This is a genomic window from Aurantimonas endophytica (assembly GCF_014196845.1).
In the GTDB taxonomy this organism is placed as follows: Bacteria; Pseudomonadota; Alphaproteobacteria; order Rhizobiales; family Rhizobiaceae; genus Aurantimonas; species Aurantimonas endophytica.
Map to the genome: position 1 here is coordinate 229,484 of NZ_JACIEM010000006.1, position 25,103 is coordinate 254,586.

The 25,103-nt window shown below is 68.9% G+C and carries 19 protein-coding genes; 9 read left to right on the top strand and 10 right to left on the bottom strand.

Going from position 1 to position 25,103, the window contains the following annotated elements; all coding sequences use genetic code 11:
- Positions 1-25: 25 nt before the first annotated feature.
- The 8 genes from GGR03_RS21475 (at position 26) to GGR03_RS21510 (ending at position 6,399) form a co-directional block, all read left to right on the top strand.
- On the top strand, positions 26-697 hold the full coding sequence (locus GGR03_RS21475; protein WP_183210837.1) for a phosphoribosylanthranilate isomerase: 672 nt from the start codon (positions 26-28) through the stop codon (positions 695-697).
- Positions 694-1,917, top strand: coding sequence for a tryptophan synthase subunit beta (gene trpB / locus GGR03_RS21480; protein ID WP_183210838.1), 1,224 nt, complete (start codon positions 694-696; stop codon positions 1,915-1,917). The genes GGR03_RS21475 and trpB overlap by 4 nt, the downstream gene beginning before the upstream one ends.
- A 70-nt stretch (positions 1,918-1,987) precedes the next feature.
- Positions 1,988-2,332: a hypothetical protein gene (locus tag GGR03_RS21485; RefSeq protein WP_183210839.1), complete on the top strand. Its 345-nt coding sequence runs from the start codon at positions 1,988-1,990 to the stop codon at positions 2,330-2,332.
- A 106-nt stretch (positions 2,333-2,438) separates the two neighbouring features.
- Positions 2,439-2,768, top strand: a complete 330-nt coding sequence (cutA, locus tag GGR03_RS21490; RefSeq protein ID WP_183210840.1) for a divalent-cation tolerance protein CutA — start codon at positions 2,439-2,441, stop codon at positions 2,766-2,768.
- A gap of 1 nt (position 2,769) precedes the next feature.
- A complete protein-coding gene (trpA, locus tag GGR03_RS21495) occupies positions 2,770-3,603 on the top strand; it encodes a tryptophan synthase subunit alpha (RefSeq protein ID WP_183210841.1) in 834 nt (277 codons plus the stop codon).
- 46 nt (positions 3,604-3,649) lie between these two features.
- Positions 3,650-4,570 (top strand): acetyl-CoA carboxylase, carboxyltransferase subunit beta, encoded by a 921-nt coding sequence (gene accD / locus GGR03_RS21500; RefSeq protein WP_183210842.1) that lies wholly within the window; start codon positions 3,650-3,652, stop codon positions 4,568-4,570.
- Positions 4,571-4,613: 43 nt separating this feature from the next.
- Complete coding sequence (locus GGR03_RS21505) at positions 4,614-5,948, top strand: bifunctional folylpolyglutamate synthase/dihydrofolate synthase (protein ID WP_183210843.1); 1,335 nt, start codon at positions 4,614-4,616, stop codon at positions 5,946-5,948.
- A 52-nt stretch (positions 5,949-6,000) separates the two neighbouring features.
- Positions 6,001-6,399: a (R)-mandelonitrile lyase gene (locus GGR03_RS21510; protein WP_183210844.1), complete on the top strand. Its 399-nt coding sequence runs from the start codon at positions 6,001-6,003 to the stop codon at positions 6,397-6,399.
- A 101-nt stretch (positions 6,400-6,500) separates the two neighbouring features.
- Here GGR03_RS21510 and trxA read toward each other — a convergent pair whose 3' ends face one another.
- The 8 genes from trxA to ahcY form a co-directional block, all read right to left on the bottom strand.
- The gene (gene trxA, locus GGR03_RS21515) at positions 6,501-6,818 is read right to left on the bottom strand and encodes a thioredoxin (protein ID WP_183210845.1); all 318 of its coding nucleotides are present in this window, start codon (positions 6,816-6,818) and stop codon (positions 6,501-6,503) included.
- Positions 6,819-6,872: 54 nt separating this feature from the next.
- Positions 6,873-10,556: a double-strand break repair helicase AddA gene (addA, locus tag GGR03_RS21520; protein WP_183210846.1), complete on the bottom strand. Its 3,684-nt coding sequence runs from the start codon at positions 10,554-10,556 to the stop codon at positions 6,873-6,875.
- A complete protein-coding gene (gene addB, locus GGR03_RS21525) occupies positions 10,553-13,663 on the bottom strand; it encodes a double-strand break repair protein AddB (protein ID WP_183210847.1) in 3,111 nt (1,036 codons plus the stop codon). The genes addA and addB overlap by 4 nt, the downstream gene beginning before the upstream one ends.
- A gap of 54 nt (positions 13,664-13,717) precedes the next feature.
- On the bottom strand, positions 13,718-15,559 hold the full coding sequence (locus GGR03_RS21530) for a PAS domain-containing sensor histidine kinase (protein ID WP_183210848.1): 1,842 nt from the start codon (positions 15,557-15,559) through the stop codon (positions 13,718-13,720).
- 251 nt (positions 15,560-15,810) lie between these two features.
- Positions 15,811-16,554: a nucleotidyltransferase family protein gene (locus GGR03_RS21535; RefSeq protein ID WP_183210849.1), complete on the bottom strand. Its 744-nt coding sequence runs from the start codon at positions 16,552-16,554 to the stop codon at positions 15,811-15,813.
- A 21-nt stretch (positions 16,555-16,575) separates the two neighbouring features.
- On the bottom strand, positions 16,576-18,108 hold the full coding sequence (tsaE, locus tag GGR03_RS21540; RefSeq protein ID WP_183210850.1) for a tRNA (adenosine(37)-N6)-threonylcarbamoyltransferase complex ATPase subunit type 1 TsaE: 1,533 nt from the start codon (positions 18,106-18,108) through the stop codon (positions 16,576-16,578).
- A 32-nt stretch (positions 18,109-18,140) separates the two neighbouring features.
- Positions 18,141-20,663: a PAS domain-containing sensor histidine kinase gene (locus GGR03_RS21545; RefSeq protein WP_246368380.1), complete on the bottom strand. Its 2,523-nt coding sequence runs from the start codon at positions 20,661-20,663 to the stop codon at positions 18,141-18,143.
- 303 nt (positions 20,664-20,966) lie between these two features.
- On the bottom strand, positions 20,967-22,361 hold the full coding sequence (gene ahcY, locus GGR03_RS21550; RefSeq protein WP_183210851.1) for an adenosylhomocysteinase: 1,395 nt from the start codon (positions 22,359-22,361) through the stop codon (positions 20,967-20,969).
- A 199-nt stretch (positions 22,362-22,560) separates the two neighbouring features.
- Between ahcY and GGR03_RS21555 the strand changes: the two genes are divergently transcribed.
- The gene (locus tag GGR03_RS21555) at positions 22,561-24,288 is read left to right on the top strand and encodes a sel1 repeat family protein (protein ID WP_183210852.1); all 1,728 of its coding nucleotides are present in this window, start codon (positions 22,561-22,563) and stop codon (positions 24,286-24,288) included.
- Between the two features lie 15 nt (positions 24,289-24,303).
- Here GGR03_RS21555 and GGR03_RS21560 read toward each other — a convergent pair whose 3' ends face one another.
- Positions 24,304-24,639, bottom strand: coding sequence for an HPr family phosphocarrier protein (locus GGR03_RS21560; RefSeq protein WP_183210853.1), 336 nt, complete (start codon positions 24,637-24,639; stop codon positions 24,304-24,306).
- A 7-nt stretch (positions 24,640-24,646) separates the two neighbouring features.
- A complete protein-coding gene (locus GGR03_RS21565) occupies positions 24,647-25,048 on the bottom strand; it encodes a PTS sugar transporter subunit IIA (protein ID WP_163043171.1) in 402 nt (133 codons plus the stop codon).
- Between the last annotated feature and the right edge of the window lie 55 nt (positions 25,049-25,103).

Genomic DNA, 25,103 nt, shown 5'->3' on the forward strand with positions numbered 1-25,103 from the left:
CCGCGGCTGATATTAACTCCGGTGGATGGACATCAAGATCTGCGGTCTTTCCACGCCCGAGACGGTGAACGCGGCGCTTTCGCGCGGCGCGAGCCATGTCGGCTTCGTGTCGTTCGAGAAAAGCCCGCGGCATCTCGACCTTGAGGCGATGGCCGAACTCGTGCGCTTGGTCGACGGACGCGCCGAGACGGTGATCGTCACCGTCGACCCTGACGATGCGCTGGTCGACCGTTTTGCCGCCGAGGTCCGGCCGGACTGGCTGCAGCTGCATGGCGCCGAGACCCCCGGCCGGGTGCGCGACATCAAGGCGCGGACCGGGCTCCAGGTGATGAAGGCGCTGCCGGTCGCAACCGCCGGGGATCTCGGCGCGATCGCGGCGTTCGACGGCGTCGCCGACCGCATGCTGCTGGATTCCCGCCGCCCGAAGGGCTCGGTGCTCCCCGGCGGCAACGGCGTCGCCTTCGACTGGACGCTGCTCGCCGCGCTTGATCCTTCCTTGCGCTACATGCTTTCCGGTGGCATCGATGCCGGTAACGTCGCCGATGCCGTGCGGATTGCCCGGCCGGCGGGCATCGACGTGTCGTCCGGCGTCGAAAGCGCGCCGGGCGTCAAGGATCCCGCCCGCATCCATTCCTTCTTCGACGCATTGGATCGTCTGGCAGAGGACGTTCCACCCAGAAAGGCCCGAGCCTCGTGAACCAGCAGCTGCAGCCCAATTCCTTCCGCGCCGGCCCCGACGAAGAGGGCCGTTTCGGCATCTTCGGCGGCCGTTTCGTCGCCGAGACGCTGATGCCGCTGATCCTCGACCTGGAACAGGCGTGGAACGAGGCGCGCGTCGATCCGGCATTCAAGGCCGAGCTCGACCATCTCAATACCCATTACACCGGCCGGCCCTCGCCGCTCTATTTCGCCGAGCGTCTGACCGAGAAGCTCGGCGGCGCCAAGATCTATTTCAAGCGCGACGAGCTGAACCACACCGGATCGCACAAGATCAACAACTGCCTCGGCCAGATCCTGCTCGCCAAGAAGATGGGCAAGACCCGGATCATCGCCGAGACCGGCGCCGGCCAGCATGGCGTCGCCTCCGCGACGGTAGCGGCGCGCTTCGGCTTTCCCTGCGTCGTCTACATGGGCGCGACGGATGTCGAGCGGCAGGCGCCGAACGTCTTCCGCATGAAGCTCCTGGGCGCCGAAGTCGTGCCGGTCACCTCCGGCCACGGCACGCTGAAGGACGCCATGAACGAGGCGTTGCGCGACTGGGTGACCAATGTCGACTCGACCTACTATTTGATCGGCACCGCCGCCGGCCCGCACCCCTATCCGGAACTCGTCCGGGAATTCCAGAGCGTGATCGGCAAGGAGACCCGCGAGCAGATGATGGCCGCCGAGGGCCGCCTGCCGGACATGCTGGTGGCCGCCGTCGGCGGCGGCTCCAACGCCATCGGCCTGTTCCACCCGTTCCTCGACGACAAGGACGTCCAGATCGTCGGCGTCGAGGCCGGCGGCCGGGGCCTCGACGGCGAGGAGCATTGCGCATCGCTGACCGCCGGCTCGCCCGGCGTCCTGCACGGCAACCGCACCTATCTGCTGCAGAACGAGGACGGCCAGATCAAGGAAGGCCACTCGATCTCGGCCGGGCTCGACTATCCCGGCATCGGGCCCGAGCACTCCTGGCTGAAGGATACCGGCCGTGTCGAATACGTGCCGATCCTCGACACCGAGGCGCTGGATGCGTTCCAGATGCTGACCCGCGTCGAGGGCATCATCCCGGCGCTGGAGCCGGCGCATGCGCTGGCCGAGGTGATCAAGCGGGCGCCGACCATGGGCCGCGACAAGATCATCGTGATGAATCTCTGCGGGCGCGGCGACAAGGACGTCTTCACGGCGGCCAAGCATCTGGGCGTCGACCTCACCTGAGATTGCCGCCGAGCCGCTCCCTTGCCGGCGATATCTTTCCGCATGGCCCGATCCAAGCTAGGGTCGGGCCATGAACATGATGATCTCCGAGCTTTACGATGCGCTGATGAGCGCCGGCGCCGACGAGGCCAAGGCCCGCCGCGCGGCCGAGGGCATGGCGACCTCGGACCAGGATTTCCGCAAGCAGTTCGGCGAACTGCGCGAGGACAATCAGAAGATGCGCACGGAGATGGCCGATCTTCGCGGCGAACTGAAGAGCGAGATGCAGGCGCTGCGCGGCGAGCTGAAAGGCGAAATGGCTGGTGTTCGCCTGGAGATGCAGGCGCTGCGCGGCGAGTTGTCGACGATCAAGTGGATGGGCGGCGTGATGATCGCGCTCGCCGCCGCCATCCTGGCGCGGGTGCTGTTCGTCTGACCGCCGTGCTTTGACCCACCGGCCATCGGCCTGTATTGCCAGATCGGACGTCGGCGCCGCGGAAGGGCCGCAAGCGACGCGTCCGGACCGCGAGCATCACGGAACCATGACCGCCATCGTCAAGATCCATGTCACCTGCCCGACGCTCGAGGACGCGCGACAGCTGTCGCATATCCTGCTCGACGCGCGGCTGGCGGCCTGCGTCAATATCGGCAAGGAAGTCGACAGTCGCTATCTCTGGCAGGGCGAGAAGCAGCGCCACGACGAATGGCCGCTGACGATCAAGACGCTGAGCGCCCGCTTCGAGGATTGCTGCGAAGCGATCCGCCAGAACCATCCCTACGACACGCCCGCGATCCTCGGCTTTGCCGTCGACCATGTCGACGCCGCCACCGCCGACTGGATCGCCGAAACCGTCCGGCCGACCAAGGACTGACATGACCACACGCATCGAAGACCGTTTTCGCGCTCTGGCAAAGGAGGGCCGCCCGGCCCTCGTCACCTTCGTCATGGCGGGCGATCCCGACCACGAGACCGCGCTGTCGATCGTCAGGGCGCTGCCGGCGGCCGGGGCCGACATCATCGAGCTCGGCATGCCGTTCTCCGACCCAATGGCCGACGGCAAGGCGATCCAGAAGGCCGGGCTGCGCGCGCTCCAGGCCGGCGAAAGCCTCAGGAAGACGCTAGCGCTGGTTCGCGCCTTCCGCGAGACCGATACGACGACGCCGATCATCCTGATGGGCTATTTCAACCCGATCTACATCTACGGCGTCGAGCCCTTCGTCGAGGCGGCGCTGGAGGCCGGTGTCGACGGGCTGATCGTCGTCGACCTGCCGCCGGAGATGGACGACGAGCTCTGCCTGCCGGCGCTTTCGAAAGGTCTCAACTTCATCCGCCTGGCGACGCCGACCACCGACGACAAGCGCCTGCCGGCGGTTCTCAAGAACACCTCCGGCTTCGTCTATTACGTCTCGATCACCGGCATCACCGGCGCGGCGGCCCCCGATGCCGGCAAGGTGTCGGCCGCCGTCGGCCGGATCAAGCGGCACACCGACCTACCGGTCTGCGTCGGCTTCGGCGTGCGCAGCGCCGACCAGGCGCGCGAGATCGGCCGGGCCGCGGACGGCGTCGTGGTCGGCTCTGCGATCGTCGACGTCATCGAGGCCTCGCTGGTCGACGGGCGCGCCGGGCCCGGGACCGTCGAGGCGGTTGCCGCGATCGTCCGCGATCTCGCGGCCGGCGTCCGCAGCGCCCGCCTTGCCGACGCCTGAAACACGCGCCATCTGCGCCTGACGACAAAGACCGGAGCCCTGCGCCGTGAACTGGATCACCAACTACGTCCGCCCGAAGATCTCGAGCCTCCTTGCCCCCCGCGAGGTGCCGGAGAATCTCTGGATCAAGTGTCCGGAAACCGGTGAGATGGTCTTCCACAAGGATCTGGAAGCCAATCAGTGGGTCATTCCCTCGTCCGGCTTCCACATGCGCATCCGCGCCAAGGACCGGCTCACGAGCTTCTTCGACGACGGCGCTTTCGAGCTGATCGACCTGCCGAAGGCACCGGTCGATCCGCTGAAGTTCCGTGACTCCAAGCGCTATGTCGACCGGCTGAAGGAATATCGTACCAAGGCGGAGATGGACGACGCCGTGATGGCGGCGAAGGGTTCTATCGCCGGCCTGCCGATCGTCGCGACGGTGCAGGATTTCGCCTTCATGGGCGGCTCGCTCGGCATGGCCGCCGGCGAGGCGATCGTCCGCAGCTTCGAGGTGGCGATTGCCGAAAAGCGGCCGATGGTGCTGTTCGCGGCCTCCGGCGGCGCGCGCATGCAGGAGGGCATACTGTCGCTGATGCAGCTGCCGCGCACCACCGTCGCGGTGGAGATGCTGAAGGAGGCCGGGCTTCCCTATATCGTCGTCCTGACCAACCCGACGGCCGGCGGCGTCTCGGCGTCCTATGCGATGCTCGGCGACGTGCATATCGCCGAGCCCGGCGCGGTGATCGGCTTTGCCGGCGCGCGGGTCATAGAGCAGACGATCCGCGAGAAGCTGCCCGAGGGCTTCCAGCGTGCCGAATATCTGATGGCCCACGGCATGGTCGACATGGTCGTGCATCGCCACGAGCTGAAGGCGAAGATCGCGACACTGCTCAGCCTGCTGACCCGGACGCCGCTCGCGAACGACGCCGCCCGCCTGCGTGACGCGGCGGCGAGCGCCGAGGCGCAGCCGGAGCCCGTCGCCTGAGGCCGCTTTTGCATCTGCCCGGACGCTGGCGTAACTGTCCGCGATGACCACGACTTCTCTCGCCACCGCGGAGATCGAGGCCCTGATGCACAAGCATCCGAAGGGGTTCGATCTGTCGCTGGAGCGCATCCGCCGGCTGCTCGCCGCGCTCGGAGAGCCGCAGCACGCGCTGCCGCCGGTGATCCACGTCGCCGGCACCAACGGCAAGGGATCGGTCACCGCCTTCTGCCAGGCGATCCTTGAGGCTGACGGGCGGGCCGTCCACGTCCATACCTCGCCGCATCTCGTCAACTGGCACGAGCGCTACCGCCTCGGCCGGCCGGGCCAAAGGGGCGCGCTCGTCGACGACGCGATGCTGGCCGATGCCGTGCGACGGGCGGCGGCGGCGAACGCCGGACAGCCGATCACGGTCTTCGAGATCCTGACGGCGGTGACGTTCCTCTTGTTCTCCGAACAGCCCGCGGACGTCGCCATCATCGAGGTCGGACTCGGCGGCCGGTTCGACGCCACCAACGTCATTGATCGCCCGGCGGCGAGCGTCATCACCTCGATCTCGCTCGACCACCAGTCCTATCTCGGCGACCGCGTCGAGCTGATCGCGGCCGAGAAGGGCGGGATCATCAAGCGCGGCGTGCCGGTGATCGTCGGCCAGCAGGGTGAGGAAGTGGCGCTGGAGGTGCTGACCTCGATGGCCGACCGCGTCGGGGCGCCGCTGATCACCTATGGCCAGGACTTCTTCGCCTTCGAGGAGCATGGACGCCTCGTCTACCAGGACGACACGGGCCTTCTAGACCTGCCGATGCCGCGTCTTTCCGGCCGCCACCAGCTGACCAATGCCGCGACGGCGATCGCCGCGTTGCGCCATGCCGGCTTTTCGCCCAGCGACGCGGCGATAGAGGCGGGCATGGCCAGCGTCGAGTGGCCTGGCCGCATGCAGCAGATCGCCGCCGGCCCGCTCTGGCGCGCCGCCGTGCCCGGAGCCGAGATCTGGCTCGACGGCGGCCACAACCCGGGGGCAGGCGCCGCGATCGCCGAGACGTTGGCGGACATGGAAGACCGCGTGCAGCGGCCGCTGTTCCTGATCGTCGGGATGATCAACACCAAGGACCCGGTCGGCTTCTTCGCCTCCTTCGCCGGCATCGCCCGGCATGTCTTTACCGTGCCGGTGAATGCATCCGATGCCGGAATCGATCCGGACGATCTGGCCGATGCGGCAATCGAGGCGGGACTCGACGCCGAGCCCTGCGACAGCGTCGAGGAGGCGATCCAGCTCGTCTCGACCAACTGGCAGAGCGAGCCGACCCCCCGCTTCCTGATCTGCGGATCGCTCTATCTGGTCGGCGAGGTGCTGGCGCAGAGCGGTCTCGCACCGGCCTGAGGGCGCCGCCCCGGCCGATCTTGAACGATCAACCGGAAGAGGGGAGCCAAAGATGCAGATCATCCGCCGCGGATCGGTGCCGACGAAACGGGCGCCAGCGAGCTATTTCACCGGGACGGTCTGGCAGGATCCGATCGTCGAGGCACCGGAGCCGGCGCGGCTGCGCGCCACGCTGGTGACATTTGAGCCGGGCGCCCGGACCGTCTGGCACACCCATCCGCTCGGCCAGACGCTGTACGTCACGGCGGGCACGGGCCGCTTCCAGACCGTTGGCGAACCGGTCCAGACGATCGGTGCCGGCGACGTCGTGTGGATCCCGCCGGGCGAGAAGCACTGGCACGGTGCAGGCCCCGATACGATGATGAGCCACCTCGCCATGCAGGAAGCCCGGGAGGGCACCGCCGTCGAATGGCTCGAGCCGGTCAGCGACGCCGACTATCTCGGCGCCTGAGCCTCCAGCTACCCGATCAGACAGGCCCGGAATCAGAAAGCCCGGAGCGCATGCCCCGGGCTTCTGATTCACGTGAAACGGTCGTTACCTGTCGAAGGCGCTCAGGCGGCGCCCTTGATCCAGTCGACCAGCTTCGACTTCGACTGCGCGCCGACCTGTACGGCGGCGGGCTTGCCGTCCTTGAACAGCATCAGCGTCGGGATCGAGCGCACACCGAAGGTCGCGGCGATGTCCGGGTTCTCGTCGATATTGACCTTCACGACGTCGATATTCGACATCTCGTTGGAGATTTCCTCGAGCGCCGGCGCGATCATCTTGCAGGGGCCGCACCACTCCGCCCAGAAATCCACGACAACCGGCTTGGCGTTCTCCAGAACGTCGGTCTTGAAATTGTTCGTATCGATCTTCTTCGTGGCCATCGGGCGGCTCCTCAAACGAGTTCTCTTCCTAGGTAGAAGTCGGGCCGCGGCAAATCAAGCGACGGAGGCGTTCGGTTGACGTTCCGTTGACCCTGCGGCGACGGTCGTGGGGTCGCCGCGATCCGCGACATCGGCCGAGGACCGCCGCGCGATCGCCGAGTCCATTGTCGCCTCGTCGAGCGGGATCAGGCGCGGCGCCTCGGTGAACAGCAGCGCGGCGAGGATCGGCCGGTCCGGATAGAGCGGCTTCAGGATCTCGCGATAGAGCGCCAGCTGCAGCACATAGGCGGGCTCCACATCGGCGAGCGTCGCCGGCGGCGGCCGGTTGGTCTTGTAGTCGACGATCAGCACGGCTTCCGGCGTCACCGCCAGGCGGTCGATCGTGCCATTGACCCGGAAGGCGCGGCCGGCGAGGCGGATCTCGCCGACGACCGAGACTTCGGCGCGGCTGCCCGGGGCAAAGATCGGGGCGAAGTCCGGCGTATCGAGCACGGCGAGGGCCGAGGCGACGAGGCGGCCCTGTTCGCCGACGCTCATGTCGTCGGCGGTGGCGGCGACGAAGCGCTCGGCCGCGGCTTCTCGCTCGCCCTGGTCCAGCTCCGGCAGCACCTGCAGCAGCCGGTGGACGATCAGGCCGCGGCGGATGGCCAGCGGCGGCGCCTCGCCGGCGCCCAGAACCGGAGAGACATACACGTCACCGATGCTCTCGGCGACCTCAGCGGGCTCGATCTCGGTGGCCGCGCCGGCAGAGGACGGGGAGAGCGGCCGTGGCGGCAGGATCTCGGGCGGCAGCGGCGACAGGTCGAGCGGCCGGGGCGGGGCGGGCGTCGCCTGCACGGACGCCGCCTCCGGCAACGCGCCGGCTGCCGGCCCCTCGTCGCCATAGCGCCACGCGACGACACTGCCGTCCGCGTCCTCGACCGGACGGCAATCGGCTTCCAGCGCGGCCTGTACGCGCGGCAGCCAGGCCGCTTCATTGGGCCCGCGCGTGCCGGCGGTGCCGCAGATCACCAGCCGGTCGGCGGCGCGGGTCATGCCGACATAGAGCAGCCGGCGATATTCCTCCTCGGCGAGCTGCTTCTCGGTCTCCTTAAGCTCGGCGACGACTCCGTTGGCGAGTTCCTTGGCGGCGCGCCAGAGGAAGCCGGGCGCCTGGCCGGACCTGAGGCCCGGCATCGTCCCCCATTCCATCAGCCGTGCGCCATGGGCGTGCGCGAAGGGCGCCGAGCCCGGATCGACGAGGAACACCACCGGCGCCTCCAGCCCCTTGGCGGCGTGGGTGGTCATGATCCGTACCGCGCCGCGGCCCTGGTCCATCTCGCGCTTGAGCACCGGCGGCGCCGAGGCAAGGCGCGAGAGGAACGCGTCGAGGCCCGGCATCCCGGCCTCTTCCTCGGACAAAGCGAGGTCGAGAAACGCGTCGATCACCTCGCTGGCATCCGAGCCCAGCCGGGCGGTCAGGCGCCGGCGTCCGCCCTCGGGGCCGAGAATGCGGGCGTAGAAGGCGAAGATCGTCTCGAAGCCGGCGCGGTCGCGCAGCGTGTCGAGGCGCTCCAGCGCTTCCCGCGCCTTCGCCAGGAACGCTGCGGCCGTCTCGTCCGGCACGAATTCCGGTAGTCGCACCAGCCCGTCCGGCCCGGCGAGGCGCCGCAGGCCCAGCGACAGCGGCTCCCAGTCCTCGCGCGATAGGGCAAGCGCCATCAGCTCGTCGTCGGAGAAGTCGAAGAGCGGCGATTTCAGCACCTCGGCGAGCGACAGATCGTCCTCGAAATTCGCCACCGTGCGGCCGAGCGCCATCAGATCCTTGACCGCGATGTGGTCGGTGATCACCAGCCGGTCGGCCCCCGCCACCGCGATCTTCTCGTCGCGCAGCGCCTTGGCCATCGCCGCGACGAAGCCCGAGCGCTTGCGCACCAGGACGATGAAGTCCCCCGGCGACAGGCGCTTCGCCTCGCCCTTGTGGATGATCGTGTCGCCGAGCCAGGCGCCGATCTGCGCCGCGATCCGCCGCGCCAGCCGGTTGGCGGGCGAGTTCGCCGGCTCGTGGTCGAGCGGCTGCAGCCAGTCGCGCGATTCCGGCTGCGCCTCCGCGACACAGGCCGGCCAGATCTCGACGAGGCCGGGCGCGTCGCCGCGCGCCGTCTGGTGCGAGGGCGCCTCGTCGTCGAAGGCGACGCCCCGGCGGTTCAGCGGATCGGCAAACACCTTGTCGACTGCCGCCAGCACCGGCGCGGCGGTGCGGAACGACTGGGTGAGGCGCACTGCCTCGAAATCCGCCCCGGCGTCGCGGGCGCGGCGCTCCATGGCGCGGCGCTCCTCGCCGAACATGCGCGGCGAGGCGCCCTGGAAGGAATAGATCGACTGCTTCTCGTCGCCGACTGCAAAGACGGTGCGCACGGCGTTGCGTGCACCCGCGCCAGCGAAGAACTCGTCGACCAGCTGGCGCATCACCTGCCACTGCCGTGGGCTGGTATCCTGCGCCTCGTCGATCAGCACGTGGTCGATGCCCTGGTCGAGCTTGTAGTGCACCCAGGACGCCGCTTCCGAGCGGGTGAGCAGATCGGCGGTCCGAACGATCAGATCCTCGAAATCCAGCCGGCCGCGCCGCCGCTTCAGCAGCGCATAGTCGCGCTCCAGCCGGTCGGCGAGGACGAGGGCGGCGCGGCTCGCGGCAAACAGCCGGGCAGAGGCGAGGCGGTCCTCGATGGCAAGCACATGCCCGGCGAGCAGTTCCAGCCGCTCGGCGAAATCCTCGAAGAAGTCCGTGACGTGTTTCGTCGCGACGCTGCCGGGCTTGCAGGGCGCTCCGTCCTTCCTGAGGCACAGCGTCCGGAGCGCCTGATAGCGGGCAGCCGGGGTGTCGCCCCCGGCCGGCGGGTCGAGCAAGGCGGTGAGGCCGGCGGTAAGGTCGATGTCGGTCTTCTTCGTGCTGGTCAGGGCGACGGCCAGCACGCTGCGACAGAATTCCGCGTCGAAGCCCGGCGCCGGCCAGACGCCGGCGAGGATCGTCTCCTCGCTGTGTCCCGCGGGGACGTCCAGCGCCCGGCGCAGCAGCCCGATTGCCGCATCCAGGCCGCCGGCCTCGTCGACGTGCCGGCGGATCGCGTCGCGCTTGCGGACGATCTCGTCGATCAGCTGGTCGAGGCCCCATTCGCCGGCCAGCGACAGCGCGGTAGCGAAGGCCTCGGTAAGAAGCTTCGCCGCATCGTCGCTCGCCTGCGAGGCGCTGGCGCCGGTGATCAGCCGGCGTCGCGCCTCGCCGAGCAGCGCCGCGCTCTCGGTCTCGTCGAGCACCTCGAAATGGCCAGGAACGTTCGCCTCGAGCGGAAACTGGTGGAGGATCGCCTCGCAGAAGGCGTGGATGGTCTGGATCTTCAGCCCGCCCGGCGTCTCCAGCGCCTCGGCGAACAGCCGCCTTGCCGCCGCGACGCGCGCTGCGTCCGGCCGGCTGCCGTCGAGCGCGGCGATCTCGTCGGCCAGCACGTCCGGCGCCGCCGTCGCCCAGCGGGCGAGCCGCGCGAACACCCGCGTCGACATCTCCGCCGCCGCCGCCTTGGTGTAGGTGAGGCAGAGGATGCGCGCCGGCTCGACGCCGGAGAGCAGCAGTCGCACCACGCGCTCGGTCAGCACATGCGTCTTGCCCGAGCCGGCATTGGCCGACACGAACACCGAGAGGGTCGGGTTGGCGGCGCGCGCCTGGGTGGCGAGGGTGTGCTCGATTCCGACGAAACCGCTCATGACGTGCCTTCCTCGCCGGCATCGTCCATGCCGATCGCCCATTCCTGCGCCCGCGCCAAATGGTCGTAGGGGCCGGACATGTCGCCGGCGAGAAAGGGCCGCACTCGCGATGTGAAGGGCGTCGTTTCCTGGCGGTAGGCGGCGGCAAGGCCGAGCAGCTTGGCGAAGGCCTCCTCGCTGAGCGCGTCGGGATCGACCGGCTCGCTCTTCTTGCCGCCGTCGGTGGCGAGGCGGTCCTCGTAGAACTCGCGCTCTCGCAGCCGCACATAGACGAGGTCGGCGATGCGGGTTGCCGACGCCGCCTCCCCGAAGCCACCACGCTTGGCCATGGCGCCTTCCAGCGGCAGCTGCGGGGCGAGCAGCGCGCGGGCCTGCGACAGCGACGGCGTCGTGCCGGTCTTGTAGTCGATGATGACGGTCGAGCCATCACGCATGCGGTCGATGCGGTCGGCGCGGCCGGTCAGGGTCGTCGATAGACCAGGCAGTTCCTGGGCGCCGCCGATCTCGGCATGGCGCTCGGCAACCTCGGCCCCGCGCCCCCGCTCCCAGCCGATGTAGTTGGTCGCCAGCGTCTCCATGCGCGGCCACCAGACGGCCTCGATGTCCGCCGGCAGCGCTTCCGCGGCGAACGCCTCCCGCGCGATCGCCAGCAGCTCCGCAACGGCGTCCTCGGCCTCCGGATCGTGCCCCTCGATGACATACCGGCCCAGAATGTCGTGGAAGAGATTGCCGCGCTCGGCGGCGTGCGGGTCGCGCATCAGCTCCGGCAGTCTCTCCAGCCGCAAGATGTCGCGGGCATGAATGGCATAGGGATCGCGGATCAGCGTCTCGACATCGGTGATGCGGTACCGTGTCGGGCGGTCGGCCAGAGGCGGTCGCGGTGTCGGCCGCGCCACGCGCGGGGCGATCTCGGTGCGATCGAGGTCGCGCGCATGGGCGAGGTACGTCTCGCCTTCGCGAACGAGCCGCGCGGCGCCCTCGGCACCAGCGAGCGTCAAAAGCCGCTGCAGCCAGCGCGAGGCGATCGCCGGGGCGCCGCCGGCGCGCCGCGCGCGCGACAGGATCACCCGCTTCGTGCCCATCGCCATCCAGAAATCGTGAGCTGAAAGGCCGATCCGGCGCTCCGGCGGATCGAGCGCGATCTCGCGCCGCATCACCCGCGACAGGAACGCCCCGGAGCGGGCACCCGCCGGCCATGTGCCCTCGTTGAGACCGCCGAGCACGGCGAAATCGACATGCTGCAGCCGCGCCTCCAGCGTGCCCCAGACGAAGGCCCGCGCCGACAGGCCGCCACGCGGGCGCACCGTCTCGCCGGCCATCAGCGCCGCCACCACGTCCGGCAGTTCGGCGGCTGCGAAATCGAAGCCGGTCCGGGGCGCCTGGACGAGGCCGGAGAGGAAACCAGTCAGCGTCTGCCCCGCCTCGCCGGCATAGAGCTCGTCGGCGCTGCCCGACGGCGAGCGTGCCAGCGCCTCGAGGCAGTGCGTCATCGCCAGCGCGTAGTCGGCGATCTCGCCGCTGGCCGAGCGCAGCCTCACCAGCGGTTCCAGCGCCTCCTCCAGTCGCTGCGCCATCGTGTCGGCGAGATCGCGTTCGGCGGCGCTCACCTGCCGCACCGGGCGGGCGGCCCGGTAGGGATGCTCCTCCAGCGTCTTGCGCCGTGCCGCCTGGATCGCCGCGAGCCGCGCCCCGTCGGCGATGCCGACCGAACCGCGCAGCGCGATAAGCTCGATGGCGCGGGCCGCCCGCCTTGCATCGCCCGGCGCCATGCCGAGGCGGGTCAGCGGATGCTTGAGCAGCGCGACGAGGGCGATCGGGTCGCCCGGCTTCAGCGCCACCTCTATGGCGGTTGCCGCCAGCGTTCCGGGCGCCGTCGCCGAGAGCGGGCGGCCGGCAGAATCGTTGGCGGCAATGCCGAAGCGCGACAGCTCCGAGACGACGCGGCGGGCGAGATTGCGGTCGGGGGTGATAAGGGCCGTCGTGGCTTCGGGGTCGGCCAGCGCGTCGCGCATGGCGCAGGCGATCGCCATCGCCTCCTCGCGCTCGTCCTCCGCCTCGATCAGCGCCATCCCGTCGAGCGCCTCTGGCCCGTGCTTGAGACTCCCTTCCGCCCAGGCGTCCGTCGTCTCCGCCGGACGCAGCGCGTCGGCGACGAAGGCCTCGCGCGCCGCCAGCGCCGGATCCTCGCCATCGCCGAGATGGTCGACGCTGTGCGGCGCGCGGGCGAAGCGGTCGAGAATGGATTTCAAGCCATATTGCGGGTGGCCGGGTGCGGCGATCGAGGCGTCGCGGGCGATCGCGTCGAAGGCCGTCGGCGGCAGGTGCCGGTCGAGCCCTGGCAAAACCAGCGCCCCCTGTTCGAGATGCGCGATGGCATGCATCAGCTCCAGCGTCGCCGGCGCCGTGGCGGTGGAACCGGCAAGGATGACCGGTCCGCGCGCGCCGCCCTGCCGCAGCCGCTCGGCCTCGCCGCGCAGCCAGGCATTGCGCGCCGCCGCTTCGCTGACGCGGCCTTGCGCTGCGAGCAGCGCCGGCCAGTGCTCGGTGACGATCGCCAGGAACTGCAGCGTCAGGCGCCACCAGTCGGCGAGATCGTCAGGCGCCAGCGCCGCGATGCCGGCGAGCGAGGCGGCTTCCGTCTCCACCTCGTCGAGCAGCGTGCCGAGGTCGCCGGCGAGCCACAGCGCATCCGCCGCCGATGCCGGCAGTACCGGCGCCTCGAGGCCGAGCGCCTGGCGTTCACTGGCGGCGGTCGCCGTGCGCCAGTGCCGCGCCAGTCGGGCGAGATGCAGCCGGCGCGTCAGCTCGTCCATCACCGGCAGCAGGGTCGGCCGATTCTGCGGCGCGGCGAAGAGATCCGCCGCGTCGCTCTCGCCGATCGGCCGGATCGCCGGCAGGATGGCGCTGCCCTTGCCGAGCGCCCGGGAGAACTCACCGGCCAGTGCCCGCGCGGCGCGACGGGTCGGCACGTAGATGGTCACGTCCGCCAGCGCCAGCGGGTCGCCCTGGTAGGTGAAGGACGGGACGATGCGTCCGGCCAGCAGGCTGTCCGCAAGGGTCGGCAGGAAAGGCCGGCCGGGCGGGATCGACAGGATGTTGGCGCTCATCGCCCGAGTCTACAGGGGCCCCGAGCGATTCGCACCGGGCGGGAAGGAGCGGGCCTACGCGGCGCCGGCGGACGGCACGTCGATCCGGCAGGCGACGCCCTCGGGCTCGAAGGACAAGGCCACCGCTCCGTCCAACTCGCCCGCCAGGCTCTTCTCGATCAGCCTTGTGCCGAAACCCTTGCGCGTCGGCACGGTGACCTTCGGCCCGCCCATCTCGCGCCAGGTCATCAGCAGCCGCCGGTTCGTCGGTGGTCCCTCCTCGGTCCAGTCGATGACCACCCGACCGCCCTCGACCGAGAGCGCGCCGTATTTGGAGGCGTTGGTGCACAGCTCGTGCAGCGCCAGGGAGAGCGCCAGGGCGGTCTTGGGCGTCAGGCTGACGAGCGGGCCCCTCGCGACGATCTGCCCGTCGCCTCCGGGACCGCGATGGGCCGCCAGCGCTCGGTCCACCACCGCCTGGAGGGTCGCGCCGCTCCAGCTCGCTTCGGTGAGAACATCGTGGGCGCGCGCCAGTGCCAGCAGGCGGTGCGAGAAATCCTGCCGCGCGTGCTCCCAGGAAACCGGGTTGCGGAAGGTCTGCGAGGCGATGGCCTGAACCGTGGCGAGGGAGTTCTTCACCCGGTGGTTCAGCTCGTTGATCATCAGATGCAGGTGTTCTTCGCCCACCTTGCGCTCGTGGATGTCCTCGGTGGAACCGTACCACTGCACGATCCGCCCGTCGGCGTCGCGGCGCGGATAGGCACGTGAATGCATCCAGCGATAGCGGCCAGACACCATCCTGGCGCGGTGCTCGATGTCGTATGGCTCGCCTGTCGACAGCGCATCTTGCCAGGCCGCGATGGATCGTTCGAGGTCTTCCGGGTGCAGGACGTCCCCCCAGGACGAGCCGAGGCCGCTGGTGCCGGTCCATTCGCGCCAACGCTCCGCGACCCGGTCCAGATGGCCGTCCGGTCTCGCGGTCCACGTGGTCTGCGGATTGAGCTCGACCACGTGGCGATAGTTGTCCTCGCTCTCCCTGAGCGCGATCTCGGCCTCGCGGCGCTCGTGGATGTCGATGACGCAGCCGACATAGCCGAGATAGCTGCCGTCCTCGGCAAAGCGCGGCCGTGCGGCGTCGATCGCCCAGCGATAGGCGCCGTCCGCCCGCCGCAGCCGGTATTCGACCCGGAAGGGCAGATGCGCGGTATTGGCGACGTGGAACGCCTCTTCGGCCTCCGGACGATCGTCGGGATGCGTGGCGTTCAGCCAGCCATATCCTTCGCCCTCGAGTTCGGTCTGGCCGGTATATTCGTACCAGGGCTGGTTGAGATAGCTGCAATAGCCGTCGGGGTCGGTGATCCAGATCATCACCGGGGCGCTGTCGGCCATGCTGCGGAAACGCGCCTCGCTCTCGCGCAGCTGGCGTTCGGCTTCCACCTGGCGGGTGGTTTCGGCGGCTCCGCACAGCATGCCCCGAATGGTGCCGTCCTGGTCGCGGACCGGCGAGTAGGAGAACGTGAAATAGGCCGTCTCGTCATAGCCGTGGCGGTTCACGACCAGCGGCCAGTTCTCGAACATCGTGGGCTCGCCGGCGAGTGCCTTGTCGATGAGCGGCGCGATGTCGGTCCAGATTTCCGGCCAGACGGACTGGAAACGCTCGCCCAGTCCTGATGGATGCTTGTTGCCGAGAAGCTGCGAATAGGCGTCGTTGTAGAGAAAGCCGAGCCCCGGACCCCATGCGACGAACATCGGCAGGCCGGAATCCAGGATCAGCCCGGCGGTCATGCGGAGCGCCTGCGGCCAGGTCTGCGGCGCGCCGAGCGGCGATGTCGACCAGTCGCGCTCGCGCATCAGCCGGCGAACGTCGCCCGTCCCCTCGAGAAACCGGAGCGCGGGCAGGTCGGCGGTGTCGGCCATGATCAGACCAGTCTCAAGCCTTTGGCTCGGGTCGCGATGACGAGGACGCCGCGTTGGCTGCAGCGAATGGCGGCTTAAATCCGCGCCCGCCGTCGCCGCCCCACGGAAGGGGTGACGAGGCATCGGGACCTTCGCGGCATGACCGGCTATCTCGTCACATCCTGCCCCATCGTCAAGGGAAGAGCCGCACCAAGAACGCCGCCGGCAAAGCATTGGCGGCCGGCTGCCTGGACTTGAGCGTAGCTGTCGGCTCAGGCCGCCGCGCTGGACTGGAAGGCCGCCTCGGCCTCGACGAGAGCGGCGGGGGTGCCCACGGTGATCCACAGGCCGCCCAGCCGGACGCCGTAGAGCCGCCCCGCTTCGATCGCATCATCGAAGACGCGGTTCAGCGAGAATCTCTCCGGCTGCATGCCGGCAAACACCGACGGCTTGATGATCGCCGCGCCGGCATAGATGAACGGCGACATGTCGCGCTCGGCCACCCGGGCAAGGCGGCCTTCGGGATCCATGGCGAAGTCGCCGCGGCCGTCATAGCCTGTTGCCTGCCGCATCTCGGCAATGAGCAGGCTGACGTCCATCTTCGCCGGGTCCCAGAGATCGGCCATCAGGTCGAGATTGTCGCGGTAGCCGTCGATCCAGAAAGTGTCGGAATTGATCACGTAGAACGGCTCGGTGCCGAGTTCCGGCAGCGCCTTGACGATGCCGCCGCCGCTGTCGAGCAGCATGTCGCGCTCGTCGGAGATGACGATCTCCATGTCCTTGCGCCGTCGCAGATGCGCCTTCATCAGGTCGGCGAGGTAATGGACGTTGACGACCACCCTGGTCACGCCGTTGCGTGCCAGCGCGTCGAGCCCGTAGTCGATCAGCGCCCGGCCGCGCACCTCGACCAGCGGCTTGGGAATCGTCGAGGTGATCGGGCGCATCCGCTTGCCGAGGCCGGCGGCGAGAACCATCGCGGTGGTCGGTTTGAAGGTCGGGGATTTCACAGAGGTCATCGTGCGTCGCATGTCGAGAGTTCAGGAGGCCTCGTCGTCGAGAACACCCCAGGCGGCATAAAGCGCTTTCAGCGCTGCCAGCGAGGGGTGGCCGAGCGTCCGGCCGAGATAGGTCTTAATACGCGGTATGTGACGCAGATATTGTGGCTTGCCGTCGCGTTCCAGCAGCCGGACGAAGATTCCGAGCACCTTCGAGGCGCGCTGGGCCGCCATGATCGCATAGGCGCGTTCGAAACCGGCCGCGTCGAAGCCGGGATCGCCCGCCGTTCGCCGCGCGACGTAGGCCTCGCGCAGGCGGGCCTCGAGCGCGGCCGGGACGTCGACGCGCGCGTCCTGGGCGAGCGCCGCGACGTCGTAGGCCGAGGGGCCGATCACCGCATCCTGGAAGTCGATCAGCCCGATCCGCCGGCGACCCGTCTCGCGCGGACGCCAGATGACGTTCGGCGAATGGAAGTCGCGCAGGACGAGGGTGGTTTCCGTGGCGCGTACTTCGGCGAAGAGATCGGCCCAGATCCCGGCGAAACTCGCTCGCTCCTCGGCGGTGGCGGTACGCCCCTTGGCGCGCGGCAGATACCAGTCCGGCAGGAGATCGACCTCGATCGCCATGGCGCCTGGGTCGAACAGCGGCACCGTGTAGACGCCGCCGCCGGCGACGGGCAGGTCCGCGGGCCATGCCGTCTCGTGCAGGTCCGCAAGGCAGAGGACGGCCGCTTCGTAGCGCTCCGCCACCGGTTGCCCGGCGTCGTCGAGCAGCGTGTCGTCGCCGAGATGCTCGATCAGCAGCAGTCCGTGGTCGAGATCGGCCCGGTGGATCGCGGGCGCGGCGAAGCCCGCCGCGGTCAGTGCATCGGCGATGGCGACGAACGGGATGACGTCCTCGGCGAGATGCGCGATGCGGCTGTAAGGCAATCCGTCGCGGACCGGCGGTCCGTCTGGCTGGTGCGGCGCGTCCATGAGGATCTGCGGCTCGGCCGTGCCGGTGTGGACGGTCTCGTAGCGCCGAGTGGAGGCATCGCCGAAGAAGCGTCGGCGTTCGGCATCGGCAAGGCCCGCGCCAGCAAGGAACGACCGGATCGCCAGCGTGCGGCGCGCCCGCTCCGCCGCTTCACCGCGGCCGCCAAGGACCGCGACGCGCCCGCCGCCCGCCGCCATGTCGAGCGAGACGACGAGGCCCGCCTGGCTGAGCACGCGCGGCGCGTTCTGCGGCCATTCGACCAGCGCGACCCCGGCCTCCACCAACTCGTCGAAGCCAAGCTCATCGAGCTCGTCGTCGCCGCCGATGCGGTAGAGATCGAAATGCGCGATCTTCGGCGCGGTGTCGTAGGCCTGGACCAGCGTGTAGGTCGGCGAGGGCACCTCGAGAGATGCGTCCCCGGCCAGATGCCGGATCGCGGCGCGGGCCAGCGTCGATTTGCCGGCGCCGAGATCGCCGCACAGCGCCACGACGTCGCCGGGCCGCAGCATCATCGCGAGGTCGGCGCCGAGCCGTTCGGTGGCTGCGGCGTCGACGAGTTCGAGGCGCACGATCTCTTCCAGCCCGTCAGCAGCGATCATCGGCTCTCTTGTCAGGGCAGTGGCCGAACGCGTCATTCGGCCGCGTCCTCGAAATGGGTGCGGCTGTTCTCCTGACGGTCGGGCGATGTCGGACCGACGGGCAGCGTGCAGATGACCGTCGTTCCCTCGCCGGGCGCCGAGACGATCTCGATCGTCCCGCGGTGCAGCTCGACGAAGCTCTTGACGATGGAGAGACCGAGACCTGCACCCGACTGGCGGCCGCCGTTCGGATTGGCCTCGAAGCGCTCGAAGATCTTGTCGAGATTGTCGCGGGCGATGCCCGGGCCGCGGTCGGTGACCTCGAAGCGGATCGTGTCGTCGCGTCGCCGGGCGCGCAGCGCGACGGCAGAGCCGGCCGGCGCGAAATTGGCGGCGTTGGACAGGAGGTTGAAGAGGATCTGGGTGAGGCGGGGCCCGTCGGCGCGCAGCGTCTCGCCGGCTTCCGCGAGGTCGATGTCGAGCGTCACGCCGGCTTCCGTGAGCCGCTCGCGCACGCCGTCGGCGGCATGCGACACGGTCTTGGCGATGTCGACCTCGTCGAGTTCGAGCTCCATGATGCCGGCGTCGATCGTGGCGAGGTCGAGAATGTCGTTGACGATGGTCAGGAGCTGCGACGTCGAGGTGGAGATGTAGTCGAGATACTCGCTCTGGCGCTCGTTCAGCGGGCCGGTCTCCGGCGTGCGCAGCAGCGCCGAGAAGCCGATGATGTTGGTCAGCGGCGAGCGCAGCTCGTAGTTCACGTGCTGGACGAAGTCGTTCTTGATCTGGTTCGCCTGTTCCAGCGCCTCGTTGCGCTCGCGCAGCATCCGCTCGGCCTCGCGGGCATCCGAAATATCGGAGAAGGTGAGCATGGTCTGCCCGTTCGGCAGCGGCACGATGCCGTAGGCGACGGTGTGGCCGGACGTGAGCGCAAATTCGCCGGTCTCGGTGTCGCGACCCGCCTCGTCGAACGCGGTGACCGCCTGGCTGAACCTCGTCCAGCCGCGGGCCTCGCCATTGTCATCGTCGCCGCCGACGATGGCGAAATTGCAGAGTTCCGGCAGCGCGTGGATGCGCGGACGCGAGCGCAGATATTCCGCGTCGAGACCCCACAATTCGGCGAAGGCCGGGTTGGAGAGGCGCAGCCGTCCGTCGCTGCTGAACACCGCGACGGCTTCGCGCAGATAGTCGATGGTCTCGCGCTGCAGCCGGACGGTCGCCTTGACCTGGCTCTCCAGCTCCAGCTTCTCGGTGATGTCCTCGAACACCCATGTGGCGCCGCCGCGGGGCTGCGGCGTCGCGATGACCCGCAAGGTGCGGCCGTCAGACAGGTGCCACAGCGTCTCGGTGGGTTCCGTCGCCCGGTACGCGGCGAGATCCTGCTCGCGCAGCTCGCTGCGGAACTCCTTCTCGATCGGCAGGATGCCGGCGGTGCGCAGATGGTCGAGCAGCGCGAGGTGGTCGGGCTGGGAATCGAGATAGGTGTTCGTGAGATCGAAGAGGCGCTGGAACGCGGCATTGTAATAGGCGAGCCGCGTCTTCTCGTCGAAGCGCGCAACCGCCGTGGTGAGCTGGTTCAGCGTCTCGGACTGGCTGTCGATCGTCTGGCGCAGTTCCATGCGAACCTGCTCGGTTTCCGACACGTCGGCGGCGAGGCCGGCCGATCCGAGCGGTCCGTCGGCTTCCACGACGGCGAAATTGCGCCGGTCCGCGGCGACGACCGTCGAGAGCTTTCCGGAAAACACCTTCGCCTCCGCGCGATGGGCGGCGATGGCGAGGCGGTCCTGCTGGCTGAGAAACTCGCTCTGGCGCTCCAGACACTCGGCGACGGAGCCGGCGTCGACGGCGCTCGCATAGCTTTCGTTGACCCAGACCAGGCGGCCGCCTTGCTCGCGCAGCCAGATCGGGATGGGCGCGGCGTCGAACAGGCGCTGCATCGTTTCGATCGTCGCCAGCGCGCGCTGCTCGGCGGCCTCGATCTCGCGCAGCCGCTCGCGCAGGCCCTGAAGTCGCGTGAAGCGCACGGTCGCCAGCGCCCCGATGGTCCGCCCGGTTGCCTCGACCACCTGGCCCTCTGCGAGCTCGATCTCGAGGCAGAAGGGTTTGGCAGCTCCCCGCAGACGGTCGATGCTGTCGGCAAGCGTCCGGGCCGTTGAGGCGGGCATCCAGTCGGCGAAGGCCAGGAACCGCTTCTCCTCGAGCGGCGCTTGGCAATCGCCCGGCAAGGCGCCGAGGACTTCGGGCGCCCCGGGGCCGGAATAGATCAGGATACGCTCGTCCGCCCCCGCCAGCAGCGCTGCGCGCGACTCGGCCTCGGCGCGGCTGTCCGCCAGGCTGGCCCGCAGGAGGTCGTTCTCGGCGGCGGTCTTGACGCGCTGGCGGATGATGAACACCGCCGTCAGCATCGTCGTGCCGATCATCATGGCGAGCAGGGCGAGATAGAGGATGTCGACCGGGTTGAGCACACCGGACAGCCCGTTGCGACCGGCGGACGGGGCTTCGGTCTGCGCCAGGGCGAGCGTCGGGACGAACTCCGCCAGGACGATCGCCGCCATCACCGCGTAACCTGCCAGCATTCGCGCCCGTCGGCGCCGCGCGCCTTGGGCGGAATCGCTGTTCGGCCGGAAAGCGCTCGCGCGCCCGGACCCACCTTCCTCGAACATCCTGTCTGTCCCCGTTTGAACTGCCGCCGCTTATCGAGACATGACTCAAGGCACGCGTCGTGGCGCCGGCCCACCCTCCGGCAGCCACGATTCGGACATAGTAGCTCTTGGTTAATTCGGCGCAATCCACAAGAAAGCCGGGTCGGCAAAAAGAAAAGCCGCCGGACGGCTTGCGTCGCGGCGGCTTCTCTGAGTCGAAGTGGCTGGATCAGCGTATCAGTAGCGGTAATGCTCTGGCTTGTAAGGGCCCTGCTGGGTCACGCCGATATAGGCGGCCTGCTCTTCGGTGAGTGTCGAGAGCCTTGCGCCAAGCTTGCCGAGATGCAGGCGGGCAACTTTCTCGTCGAGATGCTTGGGCAGGACATAGACTTCGTTCTGGTACTGTTCACCCTTGATGAAGAGTTCGATCTGCGCCAGCGTCTGGTTGGTGAACGACGCCGACATCACGAAGCTCGGGTGGCCGGTGGCATTGCCGAGATTGAGGAGACGGCCTTCCGAGAGCAGCAGCATGCGGTTGCCCTTGGGGAACTCGACCATGTCGACCTGCGGCTTGATGTTCGTCCATTTCAGGTTCTTCAGGGCGGTGACCTGAATCTCGTTGTCGAAATGGCCGATATTGCCGACGATGGCCATGTCCTTCATCTCGCGCATGTGCTCGATGCGGATGATGTCCTTGTTGCCGGTCGTGGTGATGAAGATGTCGGCGCTGGCGACGACGTCCTCGAGCTGAACCACTTCAAAGCCGTCCATTGCCGCCTGCAGGGCGCAGATCGGGTCGACCTCGGTGACCTTCACGCGGGCGCCGGCGCCCTGCAGCGAGGCGGCGGAGCCCTTGCCGACGTCGCCGTAGCCGCAGACGACGGCGACCTTGCCGGCCATCATCACGTCGGTGGCGCGGCGGATGCCGTCGACCAGCGATTCCTTGCAGCCGTATTTGTTGTCGAACTTCGACTTGGTGACCGAGTCGTTGACGTTGATCGCCGGGAAGGGCAGCAGGCCCTTCTTCTGCAGCTGGTAGAGACGGTTGACGCCGGTCGTGGTCTCTTCGGTGACGCCCTTGATGGCGTCGCGCTGCTTGGTGAAGAAGCCGGGCGACATCGCCATGCGCTTCTTGATCTGCGCGACGAAATATTCCTCTTCCTCGCTGGCCGGGTTGGACAGGACGTCCTCGCCCGCCTCGGCACGGGCGCCGGTGAGGATGTACATCGTGGCGTCGCCGCCATCGTCGAGGATCATGTTGGTCGGCTCACCGTCCGGCCACTGGAAGATCTGGTCGGTGTAGGTCCAGTAGTCCTCGAGCGTCTCGCCCTTGATGGCGAAGACCGGTATGCCGGCGGCGGCGATCGCGGCGGCGGCGTGGTCCTGGGTCGAGAAGATGTTGCAGGAGGCCCAGCGGACCTCGGCACCGAGCGCCGTCAGCGTCTCGATCAGCACCGCGGTCTGGATCGTCATGTGCAGCGACCCGGTGATCCGGGCGCCCTTCAGCGGCTTGTCGGCGCCGAATTCCTCGCGGCAGGCCATCAGGCCCGGCATTTCGGTCTCGGCGATGTCGATTTCCTTGCGGCCATATTCCGCGAGGGCGATGTCCTTGACGACGTAGTCGTTGGCCATGAGAGCGTCCATCCGTTTGAGGTCTGGCCGGGCGTCGAGCCGCGACCGCTGCCGCCGATTTACCAGCGCCCGATCCGTCGGGCAAGAGGACATAAACATTTACTTATATCTTGATCACCCGACCGACTGGCCTGACCTCTTCCGGCCGCAGGGGCTTTCGCGGTAGGTTCTCGCCCTGTCTGACGCTGGGGAACGGGTGATGCGACTACGGATGGCCAAGCTGGGGGCAACGATCGCCGCCCTCCTCCTCGTGCCGACCAGCGACCTTGTGGCGCAGCCTGCTCCGGCTGCCGCCGTGCCGCCGTCGATGCCGGCGAGCTTCAGCGAATTCGCGCTGCCCTATGCGCCGTATCTCTTCGACTTCGCCGTCTATGCCGGCCGCAACCTCGCGCGCATCACCTATCGCTCGCGCCGCTACGATCCGGTGACGAAGGCGCTCGTCGTGACCGGCCTTTCGGTCGAGCGGGACGGCTTCTCCGCGGCGGTGGGGCAGATTCGGGTCGCCGCGGATGGCGTCGCCTACGAGGACGTCGCGGTCGACACGCGCGGGCTGCCGCTCGATCCGGCCGTCCGCGAGGCCCTGCAGCGCCTCGACAGCGAGACCGTGACCGGCGACCTGATCATGACCGCGGCGAGCGACGTCGCCGCGGCCGACTACGACGTGAACCTGGTGCTGCGAGCGGAGAAGATCGGCACGTTCGACGTCACCGCGGATCTTGCCGGCTTCCACATTCTTGCGCCGCTCGAGGACCTTGCGGAGGGCGGCTCGGAGATGCCGACGGTGATCGGACAGCTGCGGTCCGGGCGCATCGGCTTCACCGACGCTGGGCTGGCGGCGGTGCTCTACGACATGGCGGGCGAGCGACAGGGGCTGACGGGCGAGCAGGCCCGCGGCGCCGTTGCCATGATGGCCGGGATCGGCGTCGCCTCGGTGGTCGCGGGCCTTTCCGATGGCGCCGGGCCCGAACTGCAGCGCAGGGGGCAGGAATGGTCGGCGACGGCGCAGGCGTTTCTCGCCAAGCCCGACCGGCTGGACGTGACCTTCGCGCCGGTCGAGCCTTTCGATCTCTCCCGCCTGACCGACGGGGAGATCGGCGAGGCGGAGATCCTCGCCCTCAACCCGTCCGCCGTGGCGGGGATCGCTGCCCGCGTCCCGCTGCGCGATCCTGCCACGCTGGTTGGCGAGGACGCGCCGCCGGATGCGGTTCTGGATGCCGCCGAAGCCCTGCTCGAGGGCCGGGGCGTGCCGCAGGACGTTGCTCGCGCGGTCGCGCTGGCACTGCCGCTGGCGGTAAACGACAACCGCCGTGCGATGGGGATTCTCGCCCGCGGGCTTGCCGCCGATCCGGGCGTGGCGATCCCGCAGGACGAACTGGCAGGCGCCTATCTCGCGCTGCTGATCGCCAGGGCAGATGGCCTCACGGTCGACGATGCTGGTCTCGTCGCGCTGCGCGGCCGGCTGAGCCCGGAGGAGACCGTCGCCGCGGAAGACGAGGCCGTGCAGCGTTGGCGGGCGATGCCGGTGGGGCAGGAGCAGAAGCGCGTCGAGGTCGCGGCGTTCGCGGAGCGCGACTGGGCGACGGTGCGGCGCTTCGCCTATGCCTATTATGAAGGCGTGACGATGCCCCGGAACCTCTTGCGGGCCTATGGCTGGGCCTCGATCGCGGCGGCGGGTGGCGATCCGCTGGCAGGGCGGCTGCGCGACGACTTGTCCCGCGCCGTCGGCAGCGGCCTGGTGGCACTGCCGCTCGACCGTGCGCGTGAGGCAACCGACGATCTCTGGCGGCTGCTCGTTACCGAAGCCAATGGCGGTGCCGCGGCGCCAGCAGGCCCATTGGAAGGAAAGGCGGATACGGCCGTGCCGGCGTCGCCCGCGCCCCCGGCTGCGTCCGTTCCTGATGCGCCGGCTCGGCTGCCGACCGAGTAGCAGGAACCCCGGCGGTCAGTGCTCCTCGCCGAAGCGGTTGGCGACGAGCGCCTCGATCGCATCGAGGGCCGCCGTGGCATCGGTCCCGGTCGCCGTCACCTCGATCGTGCATCCCTGGCTCGCCGCGAGCATCATCAGGCCCATGATCGACTGGCCACCGACCGACAGCCCGTCGCGCGAGATCGTCAGCTCGGCGTCGAAGGTCTCGGCGGTCTGGACGAAGCGGGCGGAGGCGCGGGCATGCAGCCCGCGACGGTTGACGATCGTCAGGATGCGCGCATCAGGGTTCGGGCGACCTTCGGGTCCTTCCGCGTCCTTGCCACATCGGGACCCGTCGTTCGTGCCGGACATCGCCAGATTATTTTCCACTGAGGACCCGGCTCGCCACGTTGATGTATTTGCGCCCGGCATCCTGGGCTTCCACCAGCGCCTGCGCGATCGGCTTCTCGTTCCGCACGCTCGCCAGCTTGATCAGCATCGGCAGGTTCACGCCGGCGAGGACATCGACCCGCGTCCCGTCCATTACCGAGATGGCGAGGTTGGAGGGGGTGCCGCCGAACATGTCGGTCAGGATGATCACCCCGTCGCCGCGCTCGGCGCGGCCGACCGCCTCGACGATGTCGACACGCCGCTGCTCCATGTCGTCTTCCGGTCCGATCGAGATCGTCTCGAAGGCTTCCTGCGGTCCGACCACGTGTTCGACCGCATTGCGGAATTCGTCGGCGAGCCGCCCGTGGGTGACAAGCACCAGTCCGATCATGCGGCGAACGCTCCGATTGTCCGGCAGGTCATCCGACCGGCTCCCTGATAGGCAG

What these genes read in the sequence shown, in the direction of transcription:
- GGR03_RS21475 (WP_183210837.1), top strand. Translation starts at nt 26, where the DNA reads ATGGACATCAAGATCTGCGGTCTTTCCACGCCCGAGACGGTGAACGCG.
- GGR03_RS21485 (WP_183210839.1), top strand. Translation starts at nt 1,988, where the DNA reads ATGAACATGATGATCTCCGAGCTTTACGATGCGCTGATGAGCGCCGGC.
- cutA (WP_183210840.1), top strand. Translation starts at nt 2,439, where the DNA reads ATGACCGCCATCGTCAAGATCCATGTCACCTGCCCGACGCTCGAGGAC.
- trpA (WP_183210841.1), top strand. Translation starts at nt 2,770, where the DNA reads ATGACCACACGCATCGAAGACCGTTTTCGCGCTCTGGCAAAGGAGGGC.
- GGR03_RS21505 (WP_183210843.1), top strand. Translation starts at nt 4,614, where the DNA reads ATGACCACGACTTCTCTCGCCACCGCGGAGATCGAGGCCCTGATGCAC.
- GGR03_RS21510 (WP_183210844.1), top strand. Translation starts at nt 6,001, where the DNA reads ATGCAGATCATCCGCCGCGGATCGGTGCCGACGAAACGGGCGCCAGCG.
- trxA (WP_183210845.1), bottom strand. Translation starts at nt 6,818, where the DNA reads ATGGCCACGAAGAAGATCGATACGAACAATTTCAAGACCGACGTTCTG.
- addA (WP_183210846.1), bottom strand. Translation starts at nt 10,556, where the DNA reads ATGAGCGGTTTCGTCGGAATCGAGCACACCCTCGCCACCCAGGCGCGC.
- addB (WP_183210847.1), bottom strand. Translation starts at nt 13,663, where the DNA reads ATGAGCGCCAACATCCTGTCGATCCCGCCCGGCCGGCCTTTCCTGCCG.
- GGR03_RS21530 (WP_183210848.1), bottom strand. Translation starts at nt 15,559, where the DNA reads ATGGCCGACACCGCCGACCTGCCCGCGCTCCGGTTTCTCGAGGGGACG.
- GGR03_RS21535 (WP_183210849.1), bottom strand. Translation starts at nt 16,554, where the DNA reads ATGACCTCTGTGAAATCCCCGACCTTCAAACCGACCACCGCGATGGTT.
- tsaE (WP_183210850.1), bottom strand. Translation starts at nt 18,108, where the DNA reads ATGATCGCTGCTGACGGGCTGGAAGAGATCGTGCGCCTCGAACTCGTC.
- GGR03_RS21545 (WP_246368380.1), bottom strand. Translation starts at nt 20,663, where the DNA reads ATGCTGGCAGGTTACGCGGTGATGGCGGCGATCGTCCTGGCGGAGTTC.
- ahcY (WP_183210851.1), bottom strand. Translation starts at nt 22,361, where the DNA reads ATGGCCAACGACTACGTCGTCAAGGACATCGCCCTCGCGGAATATGGC.
- GGR03_RS21555 (WP_183210852.1), top strand. Translation starts at nt 22,561, where the DNA reads ATGCGACTACGGATGGCCAAGCTGGGGGCAACGATCGCCGCCCTCCTC.
- GGR03_RS21560 (WP_183210853.1), bottom strand. Translation starts at nt 24,639, where the DNA reads ATGTCCGGCACGAACGACGGGTCCCGATGTGGCAAGGACGCGGAAGGA.
- GGR03_RS21565 (WP_163043171.1), bottom strand. Translation starts at nt 25,048, where the DNA reads ATGATCGGACTGGTGCTTGTCACCCACGGGCGGCTCGCCGACGAATTC.